Source organism: Micromonospora marina, assembly GCF_900091565.1.
In the GTDB taxonomy this organism is placed as follows: Bacteria; Actinomycetota; Actinomycetes; order Mycobacteriales; family Micromonosporaceae; genus Micromonospora; species Micromonospora marina.
Genome location: NZ_FMCV01000007.1, coordinates 154,416 through 178,942 on the forward strand (window position 1 = coordinate 154,416; position 24,527 = coordinate 178,942).

Sequence of the window (24,527 nt, forward strand, 5' to 3'; positions counted from 1 at the left end):
CTGTCACTGTGCTAGTCCCTCTCCCGGGCGTGCCGGCGTCCCCCGACGCTGGCCAGGCCCCGGTACCCAGTCTTCTCCTCCCCGAACGGGCGTCCACCGGCGGGGATGTCGCGTGGCGCACAGTGGCTGTGGGTCGCGCAGCGCGTTATCCACCGGGCAAGATGTTCCGAACCACATCCCTGAAGGGTCGCCTGAGCTGCGGGGCTCGATCAGCCCGCCCGGGCGCGCCGAGCCGAAGCCAGGAGACGACATGTCCGATTTCAAACCGGGGCTGGAGGGCGTCGTAGCCTTCGAGACCGAGATCGCCGAACCCGACCGCGCGGGGGGATCACTGCGCTACCGGGGCGTGGACATCGAGGACCTGATCGGCCAGGTCTCGTTCGGCAACGTCTGGGCGCTGCTGGTGGACGGCCGGTTCGGCCCGGGCCTGCCGCCGGCCGAGCCGTTCCCGGTGCCGGTGCACTCCGGTGACATCCGCGTCGACGTGCAGTCCGCGGTCGCCATGCTCGCCCCGTACTGGGGGCTCAACCAGCTCCTCGACATCTCCGACGAGCAGGCCCGCGAGGACCTTGCCCGGGTGTCGGTCACCGCGCTGTCCTTCGTCGCCCAGTCGGCGCGCGGCCTCGGCCTGCCGGCCGTGCCGCAGAAGGAGATCGACAAGGCGGAGACCATCGTCGAGCGGTTCATGAAGCGCTGGCGCGGTGAGCCCGACCCGCGCCACGTCAAGGCCGTCGACGCGTACTTCATCTCGGCCGCCGAGCACGGCCTGAACGCCTCCACCTTCACCGCCCGGATCGTCGCCTCCACCGGCGCGGACGCCGCGGCCTGCATCTCCTCCGGCATCGGCGCGCTCTCCGGCCCGCTGCACGGCGGCGCCCCGTCCCGGGTGCTCAGCATGCTGGAGGCGGTCGAGCGCAGCGGCGACGCCGACGGGTACGTCAAGGGCGTCCTCGACCGGGGCGAGCGCCTGATGGGCTTCGGCCACCGGGTCTACCGGGCCGAGGACCCGCGCGCCCGCGTGCTGCGGCGTACCGCCAAGGAGCTGGGCGCGCCCCGCTTCGAGGTCGCCGAGGCGCTGGAGAAGGCCGCGCTGGCCGAGCTGCAGGCCCGCCGCCCGGACCGCGTCCTCGCCACGAACGTCGAGTTCTGGTCGGCCGTGGTGCTGGACTTCGCCGAGGTGCCGGCGCACATGTTCACCTCGATGTTCACCTGCGCCCGGATGGGCGGCTGGTCGGCGCACATCCTGGAGCAGAAGAAGCTCCAGCGGCTGGTCCGGCCGTCGGCCACGTACGTCGGCCACGGCCCGCGCAAGCCGCAGCAGGTCGAGGGCTGGGACGCCATCCCACACGGCGTCTGAGGTGTAAGGAAGGGGCCCCGCTTAACGCCTCCGGTAGAGGCGGGGCCCCTTCTTAACGCCCGCCTCCGTGCCCACGAGGTGCCGCGCCGCTGTGGCGCACGACTCAGCGCCGACCGTGGGACCAGCCGCCGGTCCGGCCCGCCCGGGTGCGAGGATGAAGGCCGGCAGCGCTGCCGGCCGGGCTCGGACCCCGGCCGCCTCGTGCGCCCGGCGCACGCCCGGCCACCGGTCCGAACCCGCACGAAGGGCCCGCCCTCGCCCATGCGGAAGGATCTTGAGAACCGTGGCTGACGCACCGACCATCCGGATTCCCGACGACCTCAAGCCCGCCGACGGACGTTTCGGCTGCGGCCCGTCCAAGGTCCGTCCGGCCGCGGTCTCCGCCCTCTCCGACGTCGCCACCAGCTACCTGGGCACGTCGCACCGGCAGAAGACGGTCCGCGACCAGGTGGCCCGGCTGCGCCGCGGCCTGGCCGAGTTCTTCTCCCTGCCCGAGGGGTACGAGGTGGTGCTCGGCAACGGCGGCACCACCGCGTTCTGGGAGGTCGCCACATTCGGCCTGATCCGCGACCGGGCCCAGTTCGCCAGCTTCGGCGAGTTCGGCGCCAAGTTCGCCAAGTCGGTCTCCGACGCGCCGTTCCTCGGTGAGCCGACAGTGCGCAAGTCCGACGCGGGCAGCGCCCCGGCGCTCGTGGCCGAGGCCGGCGTGGACGTCTACGCCACCCCGCACAACGAGACCTCCACCGGCGTCGCGGTGCCGATCAGCCGGGTGGCGGGCGCCGACGAGGGCTCGCTGCTGCTGGTCGACGCCACCTCCGGGGCGGGCGGGCTGGACGTGGACGTCGCCCAGACCGATGTCTACTACTTCGCCCCGCAGAAGTGCTTCGGCTCCGACGGCGGGCTCTGGCTGGCCCTGATGTCGCCGGCCGCGCTGGCCCGGGCGACCGAGGTCAAGGAGTCGGGCCGCTACATCCCGGCCTTCCTCGACCTGGTCACCGCGATCGACAACTCGCGGCTGGAGCAGACGTACAACACCCCGGCGCTGGCGACCATCTTCCTGGCCGCCGAGCAGACCGACTGGATGAACTCCCAGGGCGGGCTGGCCTGGGCGGCCAAGCGCACCGCCGAGAGCGCCGGCATCGTGTACGGCTGGGCCGAGCGCTCGTCGTTCGCCACGCCGTTCGTGTCGGACCCGGCGCTGCGGTCCAACGTGGTCGCCACCGTCGACTTCGCCGACGGGGTGGACGCCACGGCGATCGCCAAGGCGCTGCGCGCCAACGGCATCGTCGACACCGAGCCGTACCGCAAGCTGGGCCGCAACCAGCTGCGGATGGCGCTGTTCCCGGCCGTCGAGCCGGCCGACGTCGAGGCGCTCACCGCGTCCATCGACTACGTGGTCGAGCGACTCTGATCACGTGGTCACGGTGCGTGGCCGTCGGGGCTCCGGCGGCCACCCACCGTGATCATTACCGCAGCTCAGTCACGACATGCCGGGGTGTCGCAGTCCCCATCGGCGGGTAGATGAGCGTACGGTGGTGCGAGACGCCCGGGTGGCCGGCTCCCGTGGCGTGACGGCCAGCGAAGCGGGACGGAGGCAAGCCCATGCGCCCAGTACGCTTCGTCGCCCTCTCCGAGGACGGCCAGGCCTTGGTGCTCGCCGACGAGGTGGGGCGCCTGCTGGCGCTGCCCATCGACGAGCGGATCGCGTCAGCGCTGCACGCCGAGCCCGGCACCCCGCCGCTCGCGGTGGTGCCGAGCGCCACCGACCCGACGCCGTCGCTGTCCCCACGTGACATCCAGGCCCGGATCCGCTCCGGCGAGTCCGCGGAGGACGTCGCCCGCATCGCCGGAGTGCCGGTCGACCGGGTGTTGCGCTACGCCGGGCCGGTGCTCCAGGAGCGGGCCATGCTCGCCCAGCACGCCCGCCGCACCCGGCTCAAGGGCGCGGAGCGGCCGACCCCGCTGGCCGAGGTCGTCAACGGCCGGCTGGCCCAGCACGGCATCGACACCGAGAAGATCTCGTGGGACGCCTACCGCCGCGACGACGGCACCTGGCGGATCATCGCGACCTGGCCGTCCGGCAAGGCCACCGCCCAGGCGGTGTGGGATCTGGACAAGACCCGGCAGCACGTCGCCCCGCACGACGACATGGCGCAATACCTCTGCGCCGAGCGGCCCACGCCGATCCTCGGCCAGGAGCCGGCGCCGGAGCGGGGCGGCCACGCGCTGCCCGGTCCGTCACGCGGCGAGCCGAGCCGGGGTGGGCACGGCCTGCCGGCCGCGGCCGAGCACGCCCGTCCGGGGCGTGACCCGATCCGCGCCGGCCGGGACGCGCTGCTCGCCTCACTGGACCGTCCGCTCGGCGGCGCGTCCGGGCGTGGTCTCGACACCCGTTCCCCGGCCGCGCAGGACGCGCCCCGTCAGCGGGCCGTCGCCGGTGGTGCCGCCGCGCTGCTCGGTGGTGGGCAGGGTTCGGCCTTCGACGACGACTCGGACGCGCCGAAGGAGATCCCGGCCGTACCCTCGCTGGCCGTGCTGCGGCCCCGCCGCACCGGCCCGGCGGCGGCGACCGGCGGTGCGGCCGCCGAGTCCGCCGAGGCCGGTGGCAAGCCGCGCAAGCGGCTGCCGAGCTGGGACGACGTGCTGTTCGGCACCGGCCCGGCGGCCCGCGAATCATCCTGATCCATCGCTCCACCCTGGCTCGTCGACAAGGTGTAAGGAAGGGCCCCTTCTTAACGCCTCCGGTAGAGGAGGGGCCCCTTCTTAACGCCCAGCCAGCCGCCAGGCGGCGATGCGGGTGTGGCGCGGCGTACCGCCCAGGTGGCTGCGGACCAGGAGCAACTCGCCGGCCGTCCACTGCGGCCCGGCGTAGCCGTGCAGCGTGTGCACGTCCGAGCGGATGTCGGCCTCGGGCACCCGGTCGCCGGGGCGGGCGATGGTCAGGTGCGCGCGGAACGGCTTGTCGTCGCAGGGCAGCCCGGCCTCGCGCAGCCCGCCGCGGATCGACCGGGCGAGCGCGTCGAGCGCATCGACCTCGCCGCGCACGTCGGCCCAGAGCACCGTGGACCGGCCCGGACCGAAGCTGCCGCCACCGGCGAGGCGCAGCAGCGGGGCACGAGCGGTCCGGGCGGCCGAGGCGAGCGCGTGCTCCACATCGGGAAGCCGGCCGTCCGGCACCTCGCCGAGGAAGGCGAGCGTGAGGTGCAGATTCGCCGGGTCGGCGAGCCGGGCGTGGCGGGCGGCGGCGACCCGCAGGCCCTTGATCCGGGCGGTCAGGTCCGCGACCGCCACGGCAGGCGGGTAGATCGCCGCGAAGAGGCGCACCCGGTCAGGGGTGCCGCTGGTGGTGCGCGGCGCGGGCGGCCGGCAGGGTCAGCCCGGCGGCGTGCAGCAGCCCTTCGACGCGTACCCGTTCGATCTCCCGGTCGACGCCGTCCAGCTCGGCCAGGTGTTCGGCGATGCCGAGCGCGTGGCAGGCGGCGCGCAGCCGTTCGTCGTACGCCTCGATGACCGCGCCGTGCCACACCACGCTACGGTCGGCGGCGGCGAGCCGGTGGCCGCCGAGCCGGCGCAGGTCGGTGGCGAGCTGTTCCAGCGGGCGGCGGCCGTCCTTGTCGAACTCGGTGAGGTCGATGTCGCGGGTGAGCGCCTCGGCCTCGATGGCCCGGTCGAGCCGGGCGATGGTACGGCGTTCCCGGCTCTGCTCCCGCCACTCGGCCCACCCACAGGCGACCCGGTCGATGATCTCGTCGGCGCAGAACAGCAGCGCGAACAGGGCGGGCAGGCAGCAGACAGCGAGGATCGCCAGCGCCAGCAGCAGCCCTTGCCCCACTTCCACACATCGACGCTAAGCCCTGCCGCACCGGCCCGCCACCCGTTTGGGTAATCGGACCGGCACGGCCGGCGATCGGAGTTACTCTGCGCCGGGCGAGACCACGTAGAAGCGGGGCATCGGCAGCACCCGCAGCCGCAGCCGGGCGCCGGAGCGGCGCAGCTGCCAGGCGAGCGCCAGCAGCGCGGCGGTCAGCGAGATCAGGCCACCGGCCCAGATGCTCGCGCCGGCGCCGAACCGCTCGGCCACCCACCCGATGATCGGCGCGCCGACCGGGTTGGTGCCCAGGAACACCAGCACCCACAGCGCCATCACCCGCCCCCGGAAGGAGGCGTCGACGCCGAGCTGCACCCGCTGGTTGGAGGCCTGGGCGAAGAAGACCATGAAGAAGCCGGTGGGCAGCAGGAGCGACACCACCATCCAGTACGCGGGCGCGAGCCCGACAAGCGTGCCGAAGCTGGCGCAGCCGATCGCCGCGCCGAGCACCAGCCACACCGAGGGCCGGCTGCGCCGGCCGGTCCCGGCGAGCGCGCCGACCAGCGCGCCGACCGCCAGCGCGGTGCTGAACAGGCCGAACGAGGCGGCGCCGGTCTGGAACACGGTCTTGGCGAGCGCGGCGAGGGTGAGCTGGAAGTTGAACAGGCTCATCCCGATCACCGACATGAGGAGCATCGGCAGCAGGATGTCCGGCCGCCGCGCCACGTACCGCAGGCCGTCGACCACCCGGGCCTGATCCCGCTCGCCGACCGGCGGCAGCTCCTTGCGGTGCAGCTCGTCGGTTCGCATCCGGACCACGTTGACCAGCGGGGCGATCGAGCTGAGCGCGGTGACCAGGAAGACCGGGCCGACGTCGACGGCGGCGATGGCCAGGCCGGCGACGGCGGGGCCGACGATCCGGGCGGAGTTGAACACGGCCGCGTTGAGCGAGAGCGCGTTCGGCAGCAGCGGCATGCCGACCAGCTCGGACACGAACGCCTGGCGGACCGGCGTCTCGACCGCGTTCGCGACACCGAGCAGGGCGGCGAAGGTGAAGACGTGCCAGAGCTGCACCAGGCCGGTGAGGACCAGGACGCTCATGGCGAGCGCCAGCACGGTCCAGAACGCGTTGGCGACGAAGAGCAGCATCCGCTTGTCGTAGCGGTCGGCGAGCCGGCCGGACAGCAGCGTGAGCAGGAGTACGGGGGTGAACTGCAACGCGGTGACCACGCCGAGCGCGGTCGCGGAGTTGTCGCTGAGCTCGAGGACGAGCCAGTCCTGGGCGATGAACATCATCCAGACACCGATCAGTTTGATCAGCTGCCCGGTGGCGAAGAGTCGGTAGTTACGGACTCGTAGGGACTGGAACATCGTGCTCAGCTTGGCCTGCACTCTAGGTGCGCCTCCTCGCGTCGGTACGCTTCATCCACAGATGACGAGGCGAACCGCGGGCGGCGGTGTCAGGCGCGAGCGATGCCCTCGAGGATGTCCGCGGCACGCCGTAGCGTTTCGCGTTCGTCCTCGGTCAGCGCGGCCAGCCGGGTGGCCAGCCACTCGTCACGGACCCGCTCGAACTGGTCGAGTACGGTCCGTCCCCCTTCGGTCGCCGCCAGGATGACCTGCCGTCCGTCGGTCGGATGGGGGGTCCGCTGCACGAGGCCGCGTTCCTCCAACTTCGCGACGATCTTCGTCATCGTGGGCGGCTGCACCCGTTCGACATCGGCCAGTTCCCGTGGCGTGAGGGCGCCCGCCAGTTTGAGGCTGGTGAGCGCCGACAGCTGGGTGACCGTGAGGTCGCCGACCGGCCGGGCCTGTCGGACCCGCCGGTTGAGCCGGGTGATCGCATCCCGCAGCTGAGGAGCCAGCTGCGCCGGTGGCACGCGTTTCGCCGTCACCGTCCGCTCCGTCACACTAGTTAGCTTAACTAATGAGCCTGGCTAACGACATGCGTTATGACCAGGCTCACCAGCGTCAGAGCAACACGGACTCGACCGGCCCGCGCAGGAAGTACACGATGAACAACGCGGCGACCCCGTACAGGAGCGGGTGGACCTCTCGGGCCTTACCCATAGCCACCTTCAGCAGCACGAAACTGATCACGCCGGCCCCGATGCCGTTCGAGATCGAGTAGGTGAACGGCATCAGCGCGATGGTGAGGAAGGCCGGGATGGCGATCTCGTAGTCGGTCCAGTCGATCGTGCGGACCGCCGTCATCATCAGGAAGCCGACCACCACCAGCGCCGTCGACGCGGCCTCGAACGGCACGATCAGCGACAGCGGCGCCAGGAACATGGCGAGCAGGAACAACGCGCCGGTGACCAGGTTGGCCACGCCGGTCCGGGCGCCCTCCGCGACACCCGCGGCACTCTCGATGTACGACGTGTTGCTGGACACCGAGGCCGCGCCACCCGCGGCGGCGGCGATCGAGTCGACGAGCAGGATCTCCTTGGCCTTCGGCGGGGTGCCCGTCTCGTCGAGCATGTCCCCTTCCTGGCCGATCGCGACCATCGTGCCCATGGTGTCGAAGAAGTCCGTGATCAGCAGCGTGAAGATGAACATCAGCGGGACCAGCCAGCCGACCCGGCTCCACGAGTTCAGCACGTTGAACTGGCCCAGCAGCGACAGGTCGGGCAGATCGACGATCTGCTTGGGCAGCTCGGGCACGTTCAGCGCCCAGCCCTTCGGGTTCGGCTTGCCGTCGACGAAGGACGGGCCGACGTTGGCGATCGCCTCGACCACGATGGCCAGCACGGTGGAGGCCAGGATGCCGATCAGGATCGCGCCCCGGACCCGGCGTACCACCAGGACCAGGGTGATCAGCAGGCCGACCACGAAGACGAGCATCGGCCAACTGACGATCTTGCCGTTGATGCCCAGCCCGACCGGCACTGTGGAGTTCGCGGCGTCCGGCACGCGCCGGACGAAACCGGCGTCGACCAGGCCGATGATGGTCAGGAACAGACCGATGCCGACACCGATCGCGGTCTTGAGCTGCGTCGGCACCGAGCGGAACACCGCGGTGCGCAGACCGGTGAGCACCAGGATGCCGATCAGCACACCCTCGATGACCACCAGGCCCATCGCGTCCGCCCAGGTCATCTGCGGCGCGATCTCGTACGCGACGAGCGCGTTCACGCCCAGGCCGGCCGCGAGCGCGATCGGGAACCGGGCCACCACGCCCATCAGGATGGTCATCAGACCGGCGACGAGCGCGGTCGCCGCGGCGAGCGCCGGAATGGCCAGCGAACGGCCGTCGCCGTCCTTTCCGCTGCCCAGGATCAGCGGGTTCAACACCACGATGTACGCCATCGTGAAGAACGTGGCGAAGCCGCCCCGCAGCTCCCGGCTCAGCGTCGACCCGCGCGCCGAGATCAGGAAGAAGCGGTCGAAGGCGTTTCGTGGATGCGCGGGATCGGGCGGTGTGCCGTGATCCGGCGGCGGAGCAATGGACATCGGTTCCTCATCTAGGTCATCGGCCAGGTTTGTCGCGCGCATCGTCCCAGATCACGTGGCAGGCAGGGAAGAACGATCACGTACGCTGGGCCGGTGCCACAGGAGCAGCAGCCGCGGCCGGAGCCGCTCGACCCGCCGATGGTGCCGTTCGCCGTCGCCGGGTTGATCGCCTGGGCGGTGGCGGGCCTGGTGCTGCTGATCTTCTTCCGGGACTGGCTCACCGAGTCCGGGCGTCAGAACTGGCTCTGGACCTGCCTGGCTGGTTTCCTGTGGGGCTTTCCCGGCCTGGCGGTGATGATGCGGCACGACGCCAACCGGCGGCGCCGGCGCGCGACCGCCGCGCAGCGAGCACGCTGACCCGTCAGGGGTGGCCGTACGGCTCCGCCGGCTCGGCCGCCTCCACGGAGCCCGGAGCCCGGCTGACGGTCATGGCCTCGACCGCGCTGTCGTCGTAGACGGTCGGCAGTTCGTCGACGGGCGTCTCGGCCGACTCGATCAGCGTCTCCGAGTGCGCGCCGCACCCGTGGTCGGCGCTCACCACCCGGCCGTCGTCAGGGGCGTAGAAGTTACCGCAGGCGCCGAACGCCAGGCGCAGCGAACCGGCGAGCGGCAGGTAGAAACCGCAGGTGCCGCAGCGGGCGGCGGCCGGGGCTGCGGCCGAGATCGCGGCGTCCGGGCCGTGGTCGCCGTCGTACCAGCGCTGGGCGGCCTCGGCGCGGCCCTCCCTGGACAGCACCCGGGCCCGGCCCAGGCCCAGCTCCCAGGCGGTCTCCTCCACGGCCGGGTCGTCGGAGAGCAGGTATCCGGGGGCGAGTCGCTCGTCGTCGGCCGGGGTGGGCAGCAGGTCGCCCGGGCCCAGGTCGCCCGGCTTGAGCCGCTCCTGCCAGGGCAGCCAGCCCGGAGCGAGCAGCGCGTCCGGACCGGGCAGCAGCACCGTCTCGCAGACGGTGACGTGCCGGCTGCGCGGCACCCGGGTCACCGTGACGGCCCAGCGCCAGCCGCGGTAACCGGACAGTCGGCATTCGAAGTAGTGGGTGACGACCCGGTCGCCCTCGGCGACCGCCTGGAGATGATCGCCGATGTCGGTGGGCTCCACCTCGGTGATCGCGTCGCGGGCCACCTCGACGGCGGCGGCGCAGACCTGGTCGAGCCGGGGAGCGCGGGCGGAGGCGGGCCTGGTCACCCGACCATTGTTCCCCATGCCCGTCCACGGGCGACAGGCACTCCCCGGAGTCATTCTCTCCGGGTGATGCGGCACACGCGGAGCGGATGGGCGAGGATGGGACGCATGGCGCTGTCCTCCCGCTCCGGCCGCTCCTTCCTCGGGCGGACCGTCGGCACCGGCATCCGCGCCACCCGGCTGCTGCTGCGGGGCTCGGTGCACGGCGGACGCTGGATGACCCGGCGTGCCGGCACGGCCCGGGCCCGCAGTGCCGGCAACGAGGTGGGCATGGTCCGCCTGTTCGACCTGCATGCGCTCTCCTGCGCCGGTGACACGCTCATCGCGATCGGCCTGGCCGGGACGATCTTCTTCGACGTGCCGCTGGGCGAGGCGCGCAACAAGGTCGCCCTCTACCTGCTGGTGACCATGGTCCCGTTCGCCATGCTCGCCCCGGTGGTCGGCCCGCTGCTCGACCACTTCCGCCACGGCCGGCGGTACGCGCTGGCCACCACCATGCTCGGCCGGGCGTTCCTGGCCTGGATGATCTCCGACTACATCGGCGGGTTCGGGCTCTACCCGGCGGCGTTCGGGGTGCTCGCGCTCTCCCGGGCGTACGGGGTGGCCCGCTCGGCGGCGGTCCCCCGGCTGCTCCCCGAAGGGCTGGGGCTGTCCCAGGTCGGAGCACGCGCCAGCGTCTACGGCACGGTGGCCGGCGCGCTCGTCGCGCCGATCGGGCTGGCCGCGTTCTGGTTCGGGCCGCAGTGGCCGCTGCGGGTCGCCTCGGTGATCTTCCTGATCGGCATGGTGATCTCGCTCCGGCTGCCGCCGAAGGCCGACTCCGAACCGCCGGAGCGGATGCCGCACCCGTTGCGTGTGATGCGCCGCCGCGACGGCGAGCGCCCGCTGGGCCGGGGCCGCCCCAGCGGCCGCCTGGTGATCGCCACGCTGATCGGCGCGGCGGCGCTGCGCGGGCTCTACGGCTTCCTGCTGCTGTTCCTGGCCTTCGCGATCAAGGCCGGTGACCTGACCACCGACTTCTTCGGCCGCGACCTCGGCGGCCAGGGCGCGCTGGGCCTGGTCGGCGGCGCGCTGGCGGTCGGCACGTTCCTGGCCACCGCGCTGGGCACCCGTCTGCGCATCCACCGGCCGACAGCGCTCCAGTCCAGCGGCACGATCGTGGTGGCCGGTGTGGCGGTGCTCGCCGCGCTGAAGTTCTCGCTGCCCATGGTGGCGCTGCTCTGCCTGGTGGCGGCGATGATGAGCGGGATCGCCAAGCTGGCGGTGGACGCCTCGATCCAGGAACGCATCCCGGAGCGGCTGCGCGCCAGCTCGTTCGCGCACTCGGAGACCGCGCTGATGCTCGCGTTCGTGGCCGGGGGCGGGCTGGGTCTGGTGCCGTTCACCGGCCTGATCGGCGTGACGGTCGCCGCCGCGGTGGCCGCGCTGGTGGCCGTACGCGGCGTGCTGGTCGCCGGCAAGCTGCGCGGTGAGCACCTGGTCGGCCGGCCGCTCGGCGACGAGGAGCTGGTGGCGGAGCAGGCCACCCGCGCCGAGGAGCCGGCCGCGACCTCGTTCGACGATCCGGCGCCCACGTCACCGGCGCCCCAGCGCTCCGGCACGGCGGAGGACGACGACGGGCTGGCACCGCCCGGCTTCCACATCTACCGGCCGTCCTCCTCAGTCGGCGGACCTGGCACGGTGGAGGACAAGGAGCGGCGCGATCCCCGGGGGCCGGTGGCGTGACCGGGCTGCTCGTGGTCACGGCGGTGCCCGCCGAGGCCGAGGCGATCCGTGCCGGCCTCACCGCATCAGCCGCACCGGCGCCGCCGGACGGGACAGCGCCGCCGGACGTGACGGTGCTTGCGGTCGGGGTCGGCCCGGCGGTCGCGGGGGCCGCCACGGCACGGCTGCTGGCGCTGGCCGAGGCGGCCGGGCGGCCGTACCGGGCCGTGGTCAGCGCCGGCATCGCCGGAGGTTTCGTCGGCCGGGTCACGGTGGGCGGCACGGTGCTCGCCGAACGCAGCGTCGCCGCCGACCTCGGTGCCGAGTCACCGGGCGGTTTCATCCCGGTCGAGGGCCTGGGCATGCCTCCCGAGCTGCTGGGCGGCGGCCGGACCGTGCTCGCCGATCCGGGCCTGCTGGCCCGCCTGCACGCCGCGTTGCCGGGAGCCACCGTCGGCACGGTACTCACCGTCAGCACGGTGACCGGCACCGCCGCGAGCACCGCGGCGCTGGCCGAACGGCACCCGGACGCGGTGGCCGAGGCCATGGAGGGGTACGGCGTGGCGGTCGCCGCCGCCCAGGCCGGTGTGCCCTTCGCCGAACTGCGGACGGTCTCCAACCCGATCGGGCCGCGTGACCGGAGCGCGTGGCGGATGCGGGAGGCGTTCGCCGCGCTCACCGCCGCCGCAGCCGCCCTCCACTGATCTTGTCCACCTGTGGACAACCCTGTGGACAACCGGTTGGCCTGGGGACGGCGGGGTCAGATCGTGACGACGACCTTGGCCCGCGCGTGCCCGGTCTCGAGGTGGCGGACGGCCTCGGGCACCTCGTGCAGCGCATAGGTCCGGTCGACGACCGGGGTGAGACGGCCGGCCTCGGCATGCTCGCGCAGCACGTCGAGGTGTGCCCGGCCGGGTGACGTGGCGAGGACGACGACGCGCTGCCGGACGAACGGCGCGAGCAGCCGCCCTCGCGCCAGCAGCCCGATCGGGCCGAGCAGGCTGCCGCCACGGTAGACGCCGCCGCCGGAGAGCACGAGCGTCCCGGCCGGCGTCAGCGCCCGCCGCAACGCGGTGAGGGAGCGGTTGCCGACCAGGTCGAACACCACGTCGTGGCGGCGTCCGTCGCGGCTGAAGTCGTCGCGGGTGTAGTCAACCACGTGGTCGGCGCCGAGCGAGCGGACCAGCGCGACGTTGCGGGTGCTGCACACGCCGGTCACCGTCGCGCCGAGCGCCTTCGCGAGCTGGACGGCGAGCGTACCGACGCCGCCGGAGGCCCCGTTGACCAGGACGCGGTGGCCGGGCCGGACCTGCCCGGCGTCGCGCAGCCCCTGGAGCGCGGTGACGCCTGCCAGCGGCAGGGCCGCCGCCTGCGCCGGTGTCAGGTTCGCCGGCCGCGGCGCGACCAGGTGCTCGGGCACGCGTACGTACTCGGCGAACGCCCCGTCGGCCTCGCCGAGGTCACCGAAGACGGCGTCGCCGGGGCGTATCTGCCGCACCTGGGCGCCGACGGCCTCGACCCGGCCGGCGAAGTCGCGGCCACGGACGCGCGCCCGGGGCCGCCCGAGGCCGAGCGCCAGCCGCGACACCCGCGGGTCGCCGCGCATGACGTGCCAGTCGTACGCGTTCAACGCGGCGGCCTCGACCCGGACGAGGACGTCGCCGGGGCCCGGCTCGGGCGGCTCGACGTCGGCGAGCGTGAGTGTCTCCGGGGGGCCGTACCGGTCCTGGACGATCGCCTTCATGTCCCGCTCCCTCCCGGGTGTACGGCGTACACCCCGATGGGAACCAGGTTAGGTGTACGCCGTACACCAGTCAAGGCGGTTACTGTGTCAACGGCCGACGGGAGGACTGCTGACGACATGGCTGAGCAGGTGGAGACGGCACGCCGGGCACCCCTGACCAGGGACCGGGTCCTGCGTACCGCCGTCGCGCTCGCCGACCGGACCGGGATCGAGTCGCTCAGCATGCGCAACCTCGCGCAGGAACTGGGCGTCGTACCGATGGCCCTCTACAAGCACGTCGCCAACAAGGACGAACTGCTCGCCGGCATGATCGACATCGTCGTCGCGGAGATCGACCCACCCGTGGCCGGCGACTGGAAGCAGGCGGTCCGCCGGCGCGTCCTGTCCGCGCGACGGATGCTGCTCCGCCACCCCTGGGCGTCGCTGGCGATCGAGTCCCGGACCACCGCCACACCGGCCGTCCTCGCGTACCTCGACTCCACGGTCGGCGCGTTGCGGTCGAGCGGGTTCTCCACCGACCTCGCCCACCACGTGATGCACGCGCTGGGCAGCCGGGTGCTGGGCTTCAGCCAGGAACTGTTCGACGCCTCCCGGCAGGCCGGGCGCTCCGGCGCGACAGTGCCCGAGGCCCCGGCCGACCTGCCGCCGGAGGCGGCCGCCCGGTTCCCGCACCTCGCGGCGATCGCCACCGCCGCGTCCCACGACGGCGACTCGGTGGTCGGGCCGGGCTGCGACGACCAGTTCGAGTTCGAGTTCGCGCTGGACCTGCTGCTGGACGGCATCGATCGGCTGCACCGGAACGGCTGGACGTCACACCGGCCGGGGTGACGGACGCGCCGGACACCGGGGTTACGGTGGGACCGTGGCGCTCTCCCTGGCGATCTCGCCCTGTCCCAACGACACGTTCGTCTTCGACGCCCTGGTGCACGGCCGGGTGCCGGGCGCGCCGCCGGTCGAGGTGACCTACGCGGACGTCGACGTCACGAACACCGCCGCCGAGCGGGGGGCGTTCGATCTGGTGAAGGTCAGCTACGCGGCGCTGCCCTGGCTGCTCGACGACTACCACCTGCTGCCCTGCGGCGGCGCGCTCGGCCGGGGCTGCGGCCCACTGGTGCTGACCCGAGGTGACCGGACCGACCTGTCCGGCGCGACGGTGGCGGTGCCCGGCGAGCGGACCACCGCGTACCTGCTGTTCCGCCTCTGGACGGCCGGCCAGGCCCCGGCGCGGATCGAGGTGGTGCCGTTCCACGAGATCATGCCGGGCGTGGCCGCCGGCCGGTACGACGCGGGCCTGGTCATCCACGAGGCGCGCTTCACCTATCCGCGGCACGGCCTGACCGCACTGGTCGACCTGGGCGAGTGGTGGGAGGGCGACACCGGGCTGCCGATCCCGCTCGGCGCGATCCTGGCCCGCCGGGGCGCTGTCGACCCGGCCGAGGCCACCGCCTGGGTCCGTGAGTCGGTACGCCAGGCGTGGGCCGACCCGGCTGCCAGCCGCGAGTACGTCCTCGCGCACGCGCAGGAGATGGAGCCCGACGTGGTGGACCGGCACATCGGCCTCTACGTCAACGAGTTCACCGCCGACCTGGGAGAGGCCGGCTTCGCCGCCGTGGAGGCGCTGCTGGGCCGGGCCGCCGACGCCGGGCTCGTCCCTCAGACCTCCAGCTCGCGCGCCACCGCGTGGACCAGCTGAGCGATCTTCTGGGCGGTCTTCCGATCCGGGAAGCGCCCACGGCGCAGGTCCGGCTGGACCTTCGCCTCCAGCACCTTGATCATGTCTTCCACCAGGCCGTGGAGTTCCTCGGCCGGCCGGCGGCGCAGCTCCGCCACCGACGGCGGTGCCTCCAGCAGCTTGACTCCCATCGCCTGGGCGCCCCGCCGGCTGTCGACCACGCTGAAATCGACCCGCTGACCACCCTTCAGGTCGGCGACACCCGCCGGCAGCGCGCCCTTCGGCAGGAACACGTCGCCACCCTCGTCACTGGTGACGAACCCGTACCCCTTGGCGGCGTCGTACCACTTCACTCGACCCGTCGGCACCTGTTGAACCCCGCTCCACTCGAACCGTCTACCCACCCAAGGCTAGCCCGATGATCCGCTCCAGCGCCGCCGGGAATTCGACGAGATCATCGAGCACCAGGTACGCCCCGGCCTCGGTCAGTTCGCCGGCCGGACACGGGCCGGTCGCCACTGCCACACCCGGGATTCCCGCGGCTCGCGCGGCAGCCATGTCGGCCACGTGGTCGCCCACGTACAGCGTGGCGCCGTGCTCGCGCAACGCGACCGCCTTCTGCTCGGCGAACACGTCCCCGGCCAACTCGTCCACCGGTAACCCGAGGTGGTCCAGGTGCAGCTTCGCCAACCGGCCGATCTTCGCCGTCACCACCATGGTCCGGCCGCCGCGCGCCTGCACCGCGCGCAACGCGGCCTCCGCACCGGGCATCGGCACGGTCGGAGTGATCGCGTACGCCGGATACAGCTCGCGGTACAGCGTCACCGCCTCCTCGATCCGCTCCGGCGGGAACCAGTGCGCCAGCTCGGTGCGCAGCGGCGGACCCAGCCGGGAGACGGCCAGGTCCCCGTCCACGTGCACGCCCGTACGCGCGGTGAGCGCCCGGAACGCGGCGGCGATCCCGGGGCGGGAGTCGACCAGAGTCATGTCGAGGTCGAAGCCGACCATCAGCGGAGACATGCCGAGAACCTACCCAGCGGGCTAGCGTGGTACGACGATGACCACCTCACTCGCCGACCACCTGCGGGCCCTCCCCGACGAGTCGCTTGCCGCCCTGCTCCAGCTGCGGCCGGACCTCGTCGTGCCGGTGCCGGCCGACGTGTCCGCCCTCGCCCTGCGCGCCCAGTCCCGGGTCTCCGTGGCCCGGGCGCTCGACGGGCTCGACCAGTTCACCCTCCAGATCCTCGACGCCGCCCGGCTCACCCGCGGCCCCGAGGGCGCCACCTCCACCGACCAGATCGTGGCCATGGCCACCGCCGGGCCACAGCCGCCCGCACCCACAGCGGTCCGCACCGCCGTCGACCGGCTCCGGGCCCGGTTCCTGCTGTACGGCCCCGAGCACGACCTGTGCGTGGCCGGCGGCATCGACGAGGTGTCCCCGTACCCGGCGGGGCTGGGCCGGCCGGCGGCGGAGCTGGACCCGCGCGCGGCGGCGCTCTGCGCGGACCCGGCGAAGCTGCGTCGGACGCTGCTGTCCGCGCCGCCCTCGGCTCGGGCCGTCCTGGACCGGCTCGCCGCCGGGCCGCCGGTCGGGACCGTGACGCCCGGAGCGCTGGAGGCCCCGGCCACCGGCGCCGAGGACGTGCTCCCGCCCGACCTGGTCAACGGCGGAACGCCGACCGGCTCGCCGATCCGCTGGCTGGTCGAGCACCGGCTGCTGGTCCGGATGTCCGGCGGCCGCAACGGCACCGTCGAGCTGCCCCGCGAGGTGGGGCTGGTGCTGCGCCGCGACGCCGGTCCGCTGGGCCCGCTGCGCACCAGCCCGCCGGTGGTGTCCGGGCCGCCGCGCGAGGTCAAGTCCGTCGACTCGGCCGGGGCCGGGCAGACCATGGAGGTGGTCCGGCACACCGAGGCGATGCTGGAGGCGCTGACCGCGGAACCCGCACCCGTCCTGCGCTCCGGCGGCGTCGGCGTACGCGACCTGCGACGGCTCGCCCGCGGCCTCGGCCTGGACGAGCCGGCCACCGCGCTGCTGTTCGAGGTGGCGTACGCGGCCGGGCTGACCGGGGAGATGGAGCTGACCGGCGCGGCCACCACCCGGTACGGCGGCGACCAGCAGATCCTGCCCACCGGCGGGTACGAGGTGTGGCGGGCGGTGTCGCTGGCCCAGCGCTGGGAGCAGCTCGCCCGCGCCTGGATGGCGATGCCCCGCCAGGCCGGCCTGATCGGGCAGCGCGACGACCGGGACCGGCCCATCTCGGTGCTCTCCGCCGAGGCGGAACGAGCAGGCGCGCCGGCCGCCCGTCGTGCGGTGCTCACCGTGCTGGCCGACCTGCCACCCGGCACCGCGCCGACCACCGACGAGGTGCTGGAACTGCTGGACTGGCGTGCGCCGCGGCGGGCCCGGGGGCGGGAGGCCGCGCACCGGGAGGTGCTCGCCGAGGCCGCCACGCTGGGCGTGACCGGGCTCGGCGCGCTCACCTCGTACGGGCGGCTGCTGCTCGCCGAGCTGACCGAGACCGACGAGCGCGGTGACGACCCGCTCGGGCTGCGCTGCGACGCCGAGTCGGGCGACGCGTCGACGACGGTACGGGCGCTGGACGGGCTGCTGCCCGCCCCGGTCGACCACGTGCTGGTGCAGGCCGACCTGACGGTGGTGGTGCCCGGCCCGCCCGACCCGGCGCTCGCCGCCGAGCTGGACGTGGTGGCCGAGCACGAGTCGGCGGGCGGAGCCAGCGTGCACCGGGTCACCCCGGCGAGCGTCAGGCGGGCGCTCGACGCCGGCTACACCGCCGACGACCTGCACGCGCTGTTCCGCCGCCGGTCGCGTACCCCGGTGCCGCAGGGCCTCACCTATCTCGTCGACGACGTGGCCCGCAAACACGGCGGGCTGCGCGTCGGCTCGGCGGGGGCGTACGTCCGCAGCGACGACGAGGCGCTGCTCACCGAGGTGCAGGCGGACCGGCGACTGGAGCCGCTCGCGTTCCGCCGGCTCGCGCCCACGGTGCTGGTCACCCCGTACCAGGTCAACCGCATGCTGACCGCGCTGCGCGACGCCGGTTACGCCCCGGTGCCCGAGGACGCCGGCGGCGCGATGGTGCTGGCGCGGCCGAAGAGCCGGCGGGCACCGGCCCGTACCGCGATCAGCCGTGCGGTGGACCCGCTCGCCACGCCGAAGCTGCCGATGCCCCGCCTGCTCGGCGTGGTGGAGCAGATCCGCCGCGGCGAGGCGGCGGCCCGGGCGGCCCGCCGGGCCCCGGCTGTGGTCCGCGGCGCCCCGGCGGCGGCCGGGCCGGCGCCCGTGTCCGGACACGGCGACGCGCTGGCGGTGCTCCAACAGGCGGTACGGGACAAGGCGCTGGTCTGGGTGGGCTACGTCGACGCGCACGGGGCGACCGCGTCCCGGCTGGTCCGGCCGGTGTCGATCGGCGCCGGCTACCTGCGCGCCGAGGACGACCGGACGGAGATGCTGCACACGTTCGCGCTGCACCGGATCACCGCGGCCGTGCTGGAGGAGTGAGTTACTCCCCGTTCCGGCGCAGCGTGCCGATCACCGACACGGCCAGCAGCAGGGCGAACGCGGCACCGGCCGACTCGCCCACCGAGTCGACGAAGCCCTGCTGCTGCACCAGCAGCCCGAACAGGAACCAGCCGAACACCCCCGCGGCGGCGGCCGCGTAGGCGAGCACTACCGCCGTGGGCACCTCGTGCTGCCGCGTCCGTTCGTCGTCGGGAAGCACGTCCTGGTCAACGATCATGGCAGTCCCTCCCCGTCCCGGCATGGACCCGGCTTCCAGGGTTGCATCAACCGGACCGCGCGGACAGGGGTTAAAACCCTGATCCGGGCGGTCCGGTCACGGGTGCGGCGGTTGCGGTTCGGTTCCGGCGCGCAGGCGGAGCGCTCAGGTGGAGCGCTCAGGTGCCGGGGCGGCGGCCGATCACCACGACGCGGGTGCCGACCGAGCCCAGCTCCCACAGGCGTACCGCGTCACGGTGCAGCAGGTTGACGCACCCGTGCGATCCGATCGCGCCGTCGTGCAGGTAGGTGGTGGTCTCGTGGAAGCCGATCCCGCCGTTGAACTGCTGCCAGTACGGCAGCCACACCTCGTACGGGTCGGACCACTCACGCGGGTTCTTCCGGCCCACCGAGTACGTGCCGGCCGGGGTGGCGAAGCCGGACATGCCGGTGCGGGTGACGGTCGGGCCCGTCACCACGGTGCCACCGCGCATCGCCCAGACCGTCTGCCGGGTCAGGTCGACGCAGAAGGTGAGCCGGGAACCGGCTTTGCACCGCGCGGTGTCGGTGGCGGCGAGCCGCTTCGCCACGTCGTACGTGGTGGGGCCGGCGCGACCGGCGGGCGGGCTGATCCCGTACCGGATCTGGAACTTCCTGATCGCGGCGCAGTCGGCGGCGGACTGCTCGCCGTCCACGGTCAGCGTCCCGAAGCCGCCCAGCCGGGTCAGGTACGTCTCCACGGCCCGCTGGTGCTCCCCCTGCGGGCATCCGGCGGACGCGCTCGGCTTCGGCTCGGGCTTCGTCGTCTTCGTCGCCTCGGGCGACCGGGAGGGTTTCGGCGAGGCCGTCCGGCTCGGCTGCGCCGACGGGGACGTGACCGGCTGCTCCGGCGTGGGCGACGCGCTCGCCCCCGATGCTCCCTCCGTCAGCCCGACCGGCCCGGGAGTGCTCCCCCCGGCGCCGTTCGCCTGCGGATCGAGCGCACAGGCGCCGACACCGACCAGCACGACCACCACCAGGGCGGCGACCCGGGCGAGAAACCGGACACGCAGCATGGGCCCTCCCTGGACAGTCGTCCCGCTTGCTAGACGTGTGGGACGAGTATGGCGTTGCCTGTCCAGCGAGACTTTTTTGCGGCGCCCGCCGGCGTGCAACACTGGATGGTCGGCCTGCGGCAGGTCAGCCGGGTGCGGACGGGGTTCCGGGCAGCGGGTTCCGGGCGATACGAGAGGACGCTGGCGTGAGCGGTGGACCACTGATCGTGCAGTCGGACAAGACGCTGCTGCTGGAGGTGGATCACCCCGACGCGCAGGCGTGCCGGATGGCGATCGCGCCGTTCGCCGAGCTGGAACGCTCCCCCGAGCACGTGCACACCTACCGGCTCACGCCGCTGGGCCTGTGGAACGCGCGGGCCGCCGGCCACGACGCCGAGGGCGTGGTCGACTCGCTGATCAAGTACTCGCGCTACCCGGTGCCGCACGCGCTGCTGGTCGACGTGGCCGAGACGATGGACCGGTACGGCCGGCTCCAGCTCGCCAACGACCCGGTGCACGGCCTGGTGCTGCGCGGGCTGGACCGGGTGGTGCTCATCGAGGTCGCCAAGAGCAAGAAGCTCGCCGGCATGCTCGGCGCCAAGATCGACGACGACACGATCGCGGTGCACCCGTCCGAGCGGGGCCGGCTCAAGCAGGCGCTGCTCAAGCTGGGCTGGCCGGCCGAGGACCTGGCCGGATACGTGGACGGCGAGGCACACCCGATCGAGCTGGCCGAGTCCGGCTCCGACGGCGGCAAGCCGTGGACGCTGCGGTCGTACCAGCGGGAGGCCGGCGAGGCGTTCTGGGCCGGCGGGTCCGGCGTCGTGGTGCTGCCCTGCGGTGCCGGCAAGACGCTCGTCGGCGCGGCGGCGATGGCCGAGGCGAAGGCGACCACGCTGATCCTGGTCACCAACACCGTGGCCGGACGGCAGTGGAAGCGGGAACTGATCGCCCGCACGTCGCTGACCGAGGAGGAGATCGGCGAGTACTCGGGCGAGCGCAAGGAGATCCGCCCGGTCACCATCGCCACGTACCAGGTGCTCACCTCGCGGCGCGGCGGCGCGTTCACCCACCTGGACCTGTTCGGCGCCCGCGACTGGGGCCTGGTCGTCTACGACGAGGTGCACCTGCTGCCCGCGCCGATCTTCCGCTTCACGGCGGACCTCCAGGCCCGTCGCCGGCTCGGCCTCACCGCGACGCTGGTACGCGAGGACGGCCGGGAGGGCGACGTGTTCAGCCTGATCGGCCCGAAGCGGTACGACGCGCCGTGGAAGGACATCGAACAGCAGGGCTGGATCGCCCCGGCGGAGTGCACCGAGGTACGGGTGACACTCACCGACGCCGAGCGGCTGGCGTACGCGACGGCGGAGGCCGAGGAGCGCTACCGGATGGCGGCCACCGCCCGCACGAAGCTGCCGGTGGTCCGGGCTCTGGTGGAGCGGCACCCGTCCGAGCAGGTCCTCGTCATCGGCGGGTTCCTCGACCAGTTGCACCAGCTCGGCGAATACCTGGACGCGCCGATCGTGCAGGGCTCCACCACGAACAAGGAGCGGGAGCGGCTGTTCGACGCGTTCCGCTCGGGTTCGTTGCGGACCTTGGTCATCTCCAAGGTGGGCAACTTCTCGATCGACCTGCCGGAGGCCGCTGTCGCGATCCAGGTGTCCGGCACGTTCGGCTCCCGGCAGGAGGAGGCGCAGCGGCTGGGCCGGGTGCTGCGCCCGAAGGCCGACGGCCGGCAGGCGCACTTCTACACGGTGGTCTCCCGGGACACCATCGACACCGAGTACGCCGCGCACCGGCAGCGGTTCCTGGCCGAGCAGGGGTACGCGTACACCATCGTGGACGCCGACGACGTGCTGGGACCGTCGCTGCCCACAGCCGACTGAGCAACCGGTGGGCCGCCCCTTCCGGGCGGCCCACCGTCACCACCGGGTCAGGAGTAGTTGACCAGGAAGTAGTAGCTCGTCGTGTCGGTCCACACGCCGTCGGCGGTCCGGCCGCGCACCCGCATGCTGTACGAGCCGGCCGAGGTCGGCGTGAAGGTCGCCGTGGCAACGCCGGCGGCGTTCGCGGCCACGGTCACCGGCTGCCCGTCCTCGACTGTGTACTCGAACTCGGTCACACCCGGGCTGCCCTGGGTGAAGGTGAACTCACCGGCCACGCCCACACCGCCGGACCACCGATCGGCCGGGTAGGTACCAGAGCTGACGAGCGGCGCCGTGCCGACCAGGAACGGGTAGTCGGTCTGCGGCGTGTAGTCGCCCGCGGCGGTACGCCCCCTTACCGAGATGAGGTTCGCGCCGTTGCGGTCCATGGTCACCGTGATGTCCGTGGCCAGCGCATCGGGCTTCTTCGGCACGCTCTGCCAGGCGCCGCCGTTGAGCTGGTACTCGAAGGTCGTCACCTCGCTGATCTCGGTGTAGACCCCGAACGTGCCGACCGACCCGATCCCGCCGCGCGGGCTGTACTCGTCGTACGCGCTGCTCACGTTCACCCGGGCATCGCGGACCCGGAAGTAGTACCGGCGTTCCGGGCTGACCGTGCCGTCGGCCGTCCGGCTGGTGACAGTCAGCAGCGTGTAGCCGGAGTGCGCCGGCGTGATCTCGACGGTGGCCCGGCCGTCCGCACCGGCGGCCACCACCTGCTCCTCACCGGTGTACTCCAGCACGTAGCGGTACTCGGTCACGCCGGAGCGGCCCGGGTTGAAGGTGAACCGGCCCGTCTGCCCGGGCTGGCCGCCCCCACCGTTCTCCGGGTAGTCCTCGGACTTCACCACCGGCGCGTCGCTGACCTCGAACGTGTACGTCCGCGTCGGGGAGAAGGAGCCGTCCTGGAACCGGGTACGCACCGTCAGCGTGTTGCTGCCGGAACGGTCCGGGGTGAGCGTCACCTGCGCCCAACTGTAGTCCGGGTCGACGACCTGCTCCGGCCCGTCGTTGAGGCGATAGAGGTAGACGTCGACGTCGGGCATGCCGGTGTCGAAGTGGAACTCGCCGGGGATGCCCACGCCACCCCATGCGCCGTTCTCGTAATAGGTGCTGGAGGAGACGTACGGCTTGGTGTCGATGACGTTGAACTGCTGCTCCTGCGTCTCCGAGACAGTGCCGTCGGCACTGATGCTCCAGACGTTCAGCACGTGCCAGCCACCCTCGGTGGGCGTCCAGCGCAGCACCGCCGTACCGTCCGCGGCCGCGTCGATGCGCAGCAGATCGCCGCCACCGAACGTGTACTCGTACGCCACCACGCCGGTCCGGCCGGGCCGGAACGTGAAGGTGCCGGGACGGTCCACCACCCCGTCGTGCTCGGGGAAGTCGAAGTCGTCCGACTCCACGGTCGGGAGGTCGCGGACCGATACGTTCTCGGTGTACCCGCCGACGAGCTCGCTCCCGGCGTAGCTGCGGACCTCGACCTTGACGAGGCCCCCCTCGGCGAACGTCACCGGGATCTCGGTCGGGCCATCGGGGTTCACCGGCACCCGGGTCTCAGCGCCGTCGCCGATGCGGTACCCGAACTCGGTGACCCCCTCCACGTTCGTGGAGACGGCCAGCTTGCTGGGCAGCCCGATGCCGGCCATCGTCACCTCGACCTGCGGCGCGGTCGACTTCACCCGGAACTCGTAGTGGACCGTCTCGGACGAGTTGGACGCGCTGTCCACGCTGCGCACGCTCAGCGAGTCGGAGAACGAGGTCGGGGTGTATTCGAGCGTCACGTCGGCGCCGGGCGACGGCGCGGGGATGTAGTAGTACGCGTCGCCGAAGCGGCCCCAGTAGTAGCCGACCACGTCCGGCGAGCCGTTGGCCTTGAACGTGAACGTCCCCGGCACCCCCGACCCACCGTGCGGAAGGCCGTCGTTCGGGTACTTCTCCGAGGTCACCACGGGGGCAGCGGGTCGCTGCGCGTCCACCTTGACGTAGCACGGCTTGGCCCAGGCGGAGAAGTCGTACCCGTCGTACGCCCGGACGGTCCAGGCCACCACGGTGCCGTCGGGGTACTGCGACATGTCCCAGGAGAGCTTCGACAGGGCACCGCCGTAGCTGGATCCGAGCTTTTCGGCACGCTGGTTCTCGTCACCGACCGGCCACGCGGCGAACTGCCCGTTGTAGCTGTCGTAGGGGTCCGCGTCCGCGCCCTTGACCATCAGCGTGTAGGAACGCGGCCCCACGGGCTGCGGCTTCGCCGCTGTCCCGCAGGCCCACGACGGGAAGTCCAGGCCGATCTGCCCGACCGTCGGCGCGTGGTTCGCCTCACTGTTGATCACCGGGAACGGACGGAGCTTACGACCGTGGGAGAGCTTGCCCTCGGAGCCGTGCGGCAGCCGGATCTCGACGGTGAGCGTCTGCTTGCCCTGATCCGCGATCTTTTGGAGGGCGGGCATGATGTCCCACGCCAGATAGCCGGGGCAGGCCGCCTCCCCGCCGGCCTGGACCGTGCCGAGCAGCTCGCGACGGCGCGGGCTCGACGCCCAGCTCGTGGTCGCGGTAATCGGGTCGGTACGCCACAGCTCGACCGGCTGGGCGATCGAGCAGTCCGCCGCGGAGCGCTCCGCGACGACCAGGTCCGCCTTGTGGATGACGGTCCCGCGGAAGCGCGAGACGTCGAAGGTGAAGTAGGACCGGGACTTGTGCTTCGTGCCGGTCGCGTCCGTCCAGGCGCCGACCGGCGCGTCCCCGTCCGTGTTGACGAACGACTTCCTCGGCTGCTGCGAATCCGTGTAGGCCCAGCCGGACTTGCCGGTGGTCCGGTGCTCGTAGGCCTGCGCCGGAGCGGTGTCGACGCCGATCAGGCCGGCACCGAGCACTATGCCCAGTGACACGGCGAGCATTCTTCGTGCGCGCACGA

Annotated in this window: 22 protein-coding genes; 10 read left to right on the forward strand and 12 right to left on the reverse strand. The window is 72.9% G+C overall.

The window, feature by feature from the left end; all coding sequences use genetic code 11:
* Positions 1 to 250 precede the first annotated feature (250 nt).
* The 3 genes from GA0070215_RS11710 to sepH all read left to right on the forward strand — a co-directional run bounded on the left by GA0070215_RS11710 (position 251) and on the right by sepH (position 4,039).
* On the forward strand, positions 251 to 1,357 hold the full coding sequence (locus GA0070215_RS11710; RefSeq protein ID WP_013283721.1) for a citrate synthase 2: 1,107 nt from the start codon (positions 251 to 253) through the stop codon (positions 1,355 to 1,357).
* A gap of 283 nt (positions 1,358 to 1,640) precedes the next feature.
* Positions 1,641 to 2,768 carry a phosphoserine transaminase gene (gene serC, locus GA0070215_RS11715; protein ID WP_018785710.1) on the forward strand — a complete coding sequence of 376 codons (1,128 nt, stop codon included), beginning with the start codon at positions 1,641 to 1,643 and terminating at the stop codon, positions 2,766 to 2,768.
* 191 nt (positions 2,769 to 2,959) lie between these two features.
* Positions 2,960 to 4,039 carry a septation protein SepH gene (sepH, locus tag GA0070215_RS11720; protein WP_091045125.1) on the forward strand — a complete coding sequence of 360 codons (1,080 nt, stop codon included), beginning with the start codon at positions 2,960 to 2,962 and terminating at the stop codon, positions 4,037 to 4,039.
* Positions 4,040 to 4,120: 81 nt separating this feature from the next.
* Here the strand turns inward: sepH and thpR are convergent, their stop codons facing one another.
* From thpR to GA0070215_RS11745, 5 genes are all read right to left on the reverse strand, one after another.
* Positions 4,121 to 4,681 (reverse strand): RNA 2',3'-cyclic phosphodiesterase, encoded by a 561-nt coding sequence (thpR, locus tag GA0070215_RS11725; protein WP_091045128.1) that lies wholly within the window; start codon positions 4,679 to 4,681, stop codon positions 4,121 to 4,123.
* Positions 4,682 to 4,685: 4 nt separating this feature from the next.
* Positions 4,686 to 5,195, reverse strand: coding sequence for a hypothetical protein (locus tag GA0070215_RS11730; protein WP_026267956.1), 510 nt, complete (start codon positions 5,193 to 5,195; stop codon positions 4,686 to 4,688).
* Between the two features lie 75 nt (positions 5,196 to 5,270).
* Entirely contained in the window at positions 5,271 to 6,557 is a 1,287-nt protein-coding gene (locus GA0070215_RS11735) for an MFS transporter (protein WP_091045133.1), read from the reverse strand.
* Between the two features lie 68 nt (positions 6,558 to 6,625).
* On the reverse strand, positions 6,626 to 7,075 hold the full coding sequence (locus tag GA0070215_RS11740) for a MarR family winged helix-turn-helix transcriptional regulator (RefSeq protein ID WP_208600329.1): 450 nt from the start codon (positions 7,073 to 7,075) through the stop codon (positions 6,626 to 6,628).
* Positions 7,076 to 7,136: 61 nt separating this feature from the next.
* Positions 7,137 to 8,618, reverse strand: a complete 1,482-nt coding sequence (locus GA0070215_RS11745) for an NCS2 family permease (RefSeq protein ID WP_018785704.1) — start codon at positions 8,616 to 8,618, stop codon at positions 7,137 to 7,139.
* 138 nt (positions 8,619 to 8,756) lie between these two features.
* On the opposite strand from GA0070215_RS11745, the gene GA0070215_RS11750 reads away from it, so the two are divergent.
* A complete protein-coding gene (locus GA0070215_RS11750) occupies positions 8,757 to 8,975 on the forward strand; it encodes a DUF2530 domain-containing protein (RefSeq protein ID WP_254187972.1) in 219 nt (72 codons plus the stop codon).
* A 4-nt stretch (positions 8,976 to 8,979) separates the two neighbouring features.
* Here the strand turns inward: GA0070215_RS11750 and GA0070215_RS11755 are convergent, their stop codons facing one another.
* Complete coding sequence (locus GA0070215_RS11755; RefSeq protein ID WP_026267953.1) at positions 8,980 to 9,819, reverse strand: DUF3027 domain-containing protein; 840 nt, start codon at positions 9,817 to 9,819, stop codon at positions 8,980 to 8,982.
* 87 nt (positions 9,820 to 9,906) lie between these two features.
* Here GA0070215_RS11755 and GA0070215_RS11760 point away from each other — a divergent pair, with 87 nt between their 5' ends.
* Positions 9,907 to 11,523, forward strand: a complete 1,617-nt coding sequence (locus GA0070215_RS11760; RefSeq protein WP_018785701.1) for an MFS transporter — start codon at positions 9,907 to 9,909, stop codon at positions 11,521 to 11,523.
* On the forward strand, positions 11,520 to 12,206 hold the full coding sequence (locus GA0070215_RS11765; RefSeq protein ID WP_091045136.1) for a futalosine hydrolase: 687 nt from the start codon (positions 11,520 to 11,522) through the stop codon (positions 12,204 to 12,206). Before GA0070215_RS11760 ends, GA0070215_RS11765 begins: the two co-directional genes overlap by 4 nt.
* A 56-nt stretch (positions 12,207 to 12,262) precedes the next feature.
* Here the strand turns inward: GA0070215_RS11765 and GA0070215_RS11770 are convergent, their stop codons facing one another.
* Positions 12,263 to 13,246 (reverse strand): NAD(P)-dependent alcohol dehydrogenase, encoded by a 984-nt coding sequence (locus tag GA0070215_RS11770; RefSeq protein ID WP_091045141.1) that lies wholly within the window; start codon positions 13,244 to 13,246, stop codon positions 12,263 to 12,265.
* A gap of 117 nt (positions 13,247 to 13,363) precedes the next feature.
* Between GA0070215_RS11770 and GA0070215_RS11775 the strand changes: the two genes are divergently transcribed.
* Both GA0070215_RS11775 and GA0070215_RS11780 read left to right on the forward strand, forming a co-directional pair.
* Positions 13,364 to 14,074, forward strand: a complete 711-nt coding sequence (locus tag GA0070215_RS11775) for a TetR/AcrR family transcriptional regulator (RefSeq protein WP_018785698.1) — start codon at positions 13,364 to 13,366, stop codon at positions 14,072 to 14,074.
* 34 nt (positions 14,075 to 14,108) lie between these two features.
* Positions 14,109 to 14,939 (forward strand): 1,4-dihydroxy-6-naphtoate synthase, encoded by an 831-nt coding sequence (locus tag GA0070215_RS11780; RefSeq protein ID WP_018785697.1) that lies wholly within the window; start codon positions 14,109 to 14,111, stop codon positions 14,937 to 14,939.
* Here the strand turns inward: GA0070215_RS11780 and GA0070215_RS11785 are convergent.
* Positions 14,900 to 15,286, reverse strand: coding sequence for a cold-shock protein (locus tag GA0070215_RS11785; RefSeq protein ID WP_026267952.1), 387 nt, complete (start codon positions 15,284 to 15,286; stop codon positions 14,900 to 14,902). The genes GA0070215_RS11780 and GA0070215_RS11785 overlap by 40 nt on opposite strands.
* A 28-nt stretch (positions 15,287 to 15,314) precedes the next feature.
* Positions 15,315 to 15,938: an HAD family hydrolase gene (locus GA0070215_RS11790; RefSeq protein ID WP_091045145.1), complete on the reverse strand. Its 624-nt coding sequence runs from the start codon at positions 15,936 to 15,938 to the stop codon at positions 15,315 to 15,317.
* Between the two features lie 37 nt (positions 15,939 to 15,975).
* Here GA0070215_RS11790 and GA0070215_RS11795 point away from each other — a divergent pair, with 37 nt between their 5' ends.
* Positions 15,976 to 18,438: a helicase-associated domain-containing protein gene (locus GA0070215_RS11795; RefSeq protein WP_091045149.1), complete on the forward strand. Its 2,463-nt coding sequence runs from the start codon at positions 15,976 to 15,978 to the stop codon at positions 18,436 to 18,438.
* A 1-nt stretch (position 18,439) separates the two neighbouring features.
* Here GA0070215_RS11795 and GA0070215_RS11800 read toward each other — a convergent pair whose 3' ends face one another.
* Entirely contained in the window at positions 18,440 to 18,676 is a 237-nt protein-coding gene (locus tag GA0070215_RS11800; protein WP_018785694.1) for a hypothetical protein, read from the reverse strand.
* Positions 18,677 to 18,833: 157 nt separating this feature from the next.
* Positions 18,834 to 19,709, reverse strand: coding sequence for a L,D-transpeptidase family protein (locus GA0070215_RS11805; RefSeq protein ID WP_091045152.1), 876 nt, complete (start codon positions 19,707 to 19,709; stop codon positions 18,834 to 18,836).
* A gap of 185 nt (positions 19,710 to 19,894) precedes the next feature.
* Between GA0070215_RS11805 and GA0070215_RS11810 the strand changes: the two genes are divergently transcribed.
* On the forward strand, positions 19,895 to 21,574 hold the full coding sequence (locus tag GA0070215_RS11810) for a DNA repair helicase XPB (RefSeq protein WP_091045156.1): 1,680 nt from the start codon (positions 19,895 to 19,897) through the stop codon (positions 21,572 to 21,574).
* A 47-nt stretch (positions 21,575 to 21,621) separates the two neighbouring features.
* Here the strand turns inward: GA0070215_RS11810 and GA0070215_RS11815 are convergent, their stop codons facing one another.
* A complete protein-coding gene (locus tag GA0070215_RS11815) occupies positions 21,622 to 24,525 on the reverse strand; it encodes an RHS repeat domain-containing protein (RefSeq protein ID WP_091045160.1) in 2,904 nt (967 codons plus the stop codon).
* Between the last annotated feature and the right edge of the window lie 2 nt (positions 24,526 to 24,527).

What these genes read in the sequence shown, in the direction of transcription:
- GA0070215_RS11790 (WP_091045145.1), bottom strand. Translation starts at nt 15,938, where the DNA reads ATGTCTCCGCTGATGGTCGGCTTCGACCTCGACATGACTCTGGTCGAC.
- sepH (WP_091045125.1), top strand. Translation starts at nt 2,960, where the DNA reads ATGCGCCCAGTACGCTTCGTCGCCCTCTCCGAGGACGGCCAGGCCTTG.
- GA0070215_RS11755 (WP_026267953.1), bottom strand. Translation starts at nt 9,819, where the DNA reads ATGGGGAACAATGGTCGGGTGACCAGGCCCGCCTCCGCCCGCGCTCCC.
- GA0070215_RS11795 (WP_091045149.1), top strand. Translation starts at nt 15,976, where the DNA reads ATGACCACCTCACTCGCCGACCACCTGCGGGCCCTCCCCGACGAGTCG.
- GA0070215_RS11805 (WP_091045152.1), bottom strand. Translation starts at nt 19,709, where the DNA reads ATGCTGCGTGTCCGGTTTCTCGCCCGGGTCGCCGCCCTGGTGGTGGTC.
- GA0070215_RS11800 (WP_018785694.1), bottom strand. Translation starts at nt 18,676, where the DNA reads ATGATCGTTGACCAGGACGTGCTTCCCGACGACGAACGGACGCGGCAG.
- GA0070215_RS11760 (WP_018785701.1), top strand. Translation starts at nt 9,907, where the DNA reads ATGGCGCTGTCCTCCCGCTCCGGCCGCTCCTTCCTCGGGCGGACCGTC.
- GA0070215_RS11750 (WP_254187972.1), top strand. Translation starts at nt 8,757, where the DNA reads ATGGTGCCGTTCGCCGTCGCCGGGTTGATCGCCTGGGCGGTGGCGGGC.
- GA0070215_RS11710 (WP_013283721.1), top strand. Translation starts at nt 251, where the DNA reads ATGTCCGATTTCAAACCGGGGCTGGAGGGCGTCGTAGCCTTCGAGACC.
- GA0070215_RS11745 (WP_018785704.1), bottom strand. Translation starts at nt 8,618, where the DNA reads ATGTCCATTGCTCCGCCGCCGGATCACGGCACACCGCCCGATCCCGCG.
- GA0070215_RS11775 (WP_018785698.1), top strand. Translation starts at nt 13,364, where the DNA reads ATGGCTGAGCAGGTGGAGACGGCACGCCGGGCACCCCTGACCAGGGAC.
- GA0070215_RS11770 (WP_091045141.1), bottom strand. Translation starts at nt 13,246, where the DNA reads ATGAAGGCGATCGTCCAGGACCGGTACGGCCCCCCGGAGACACTCACG.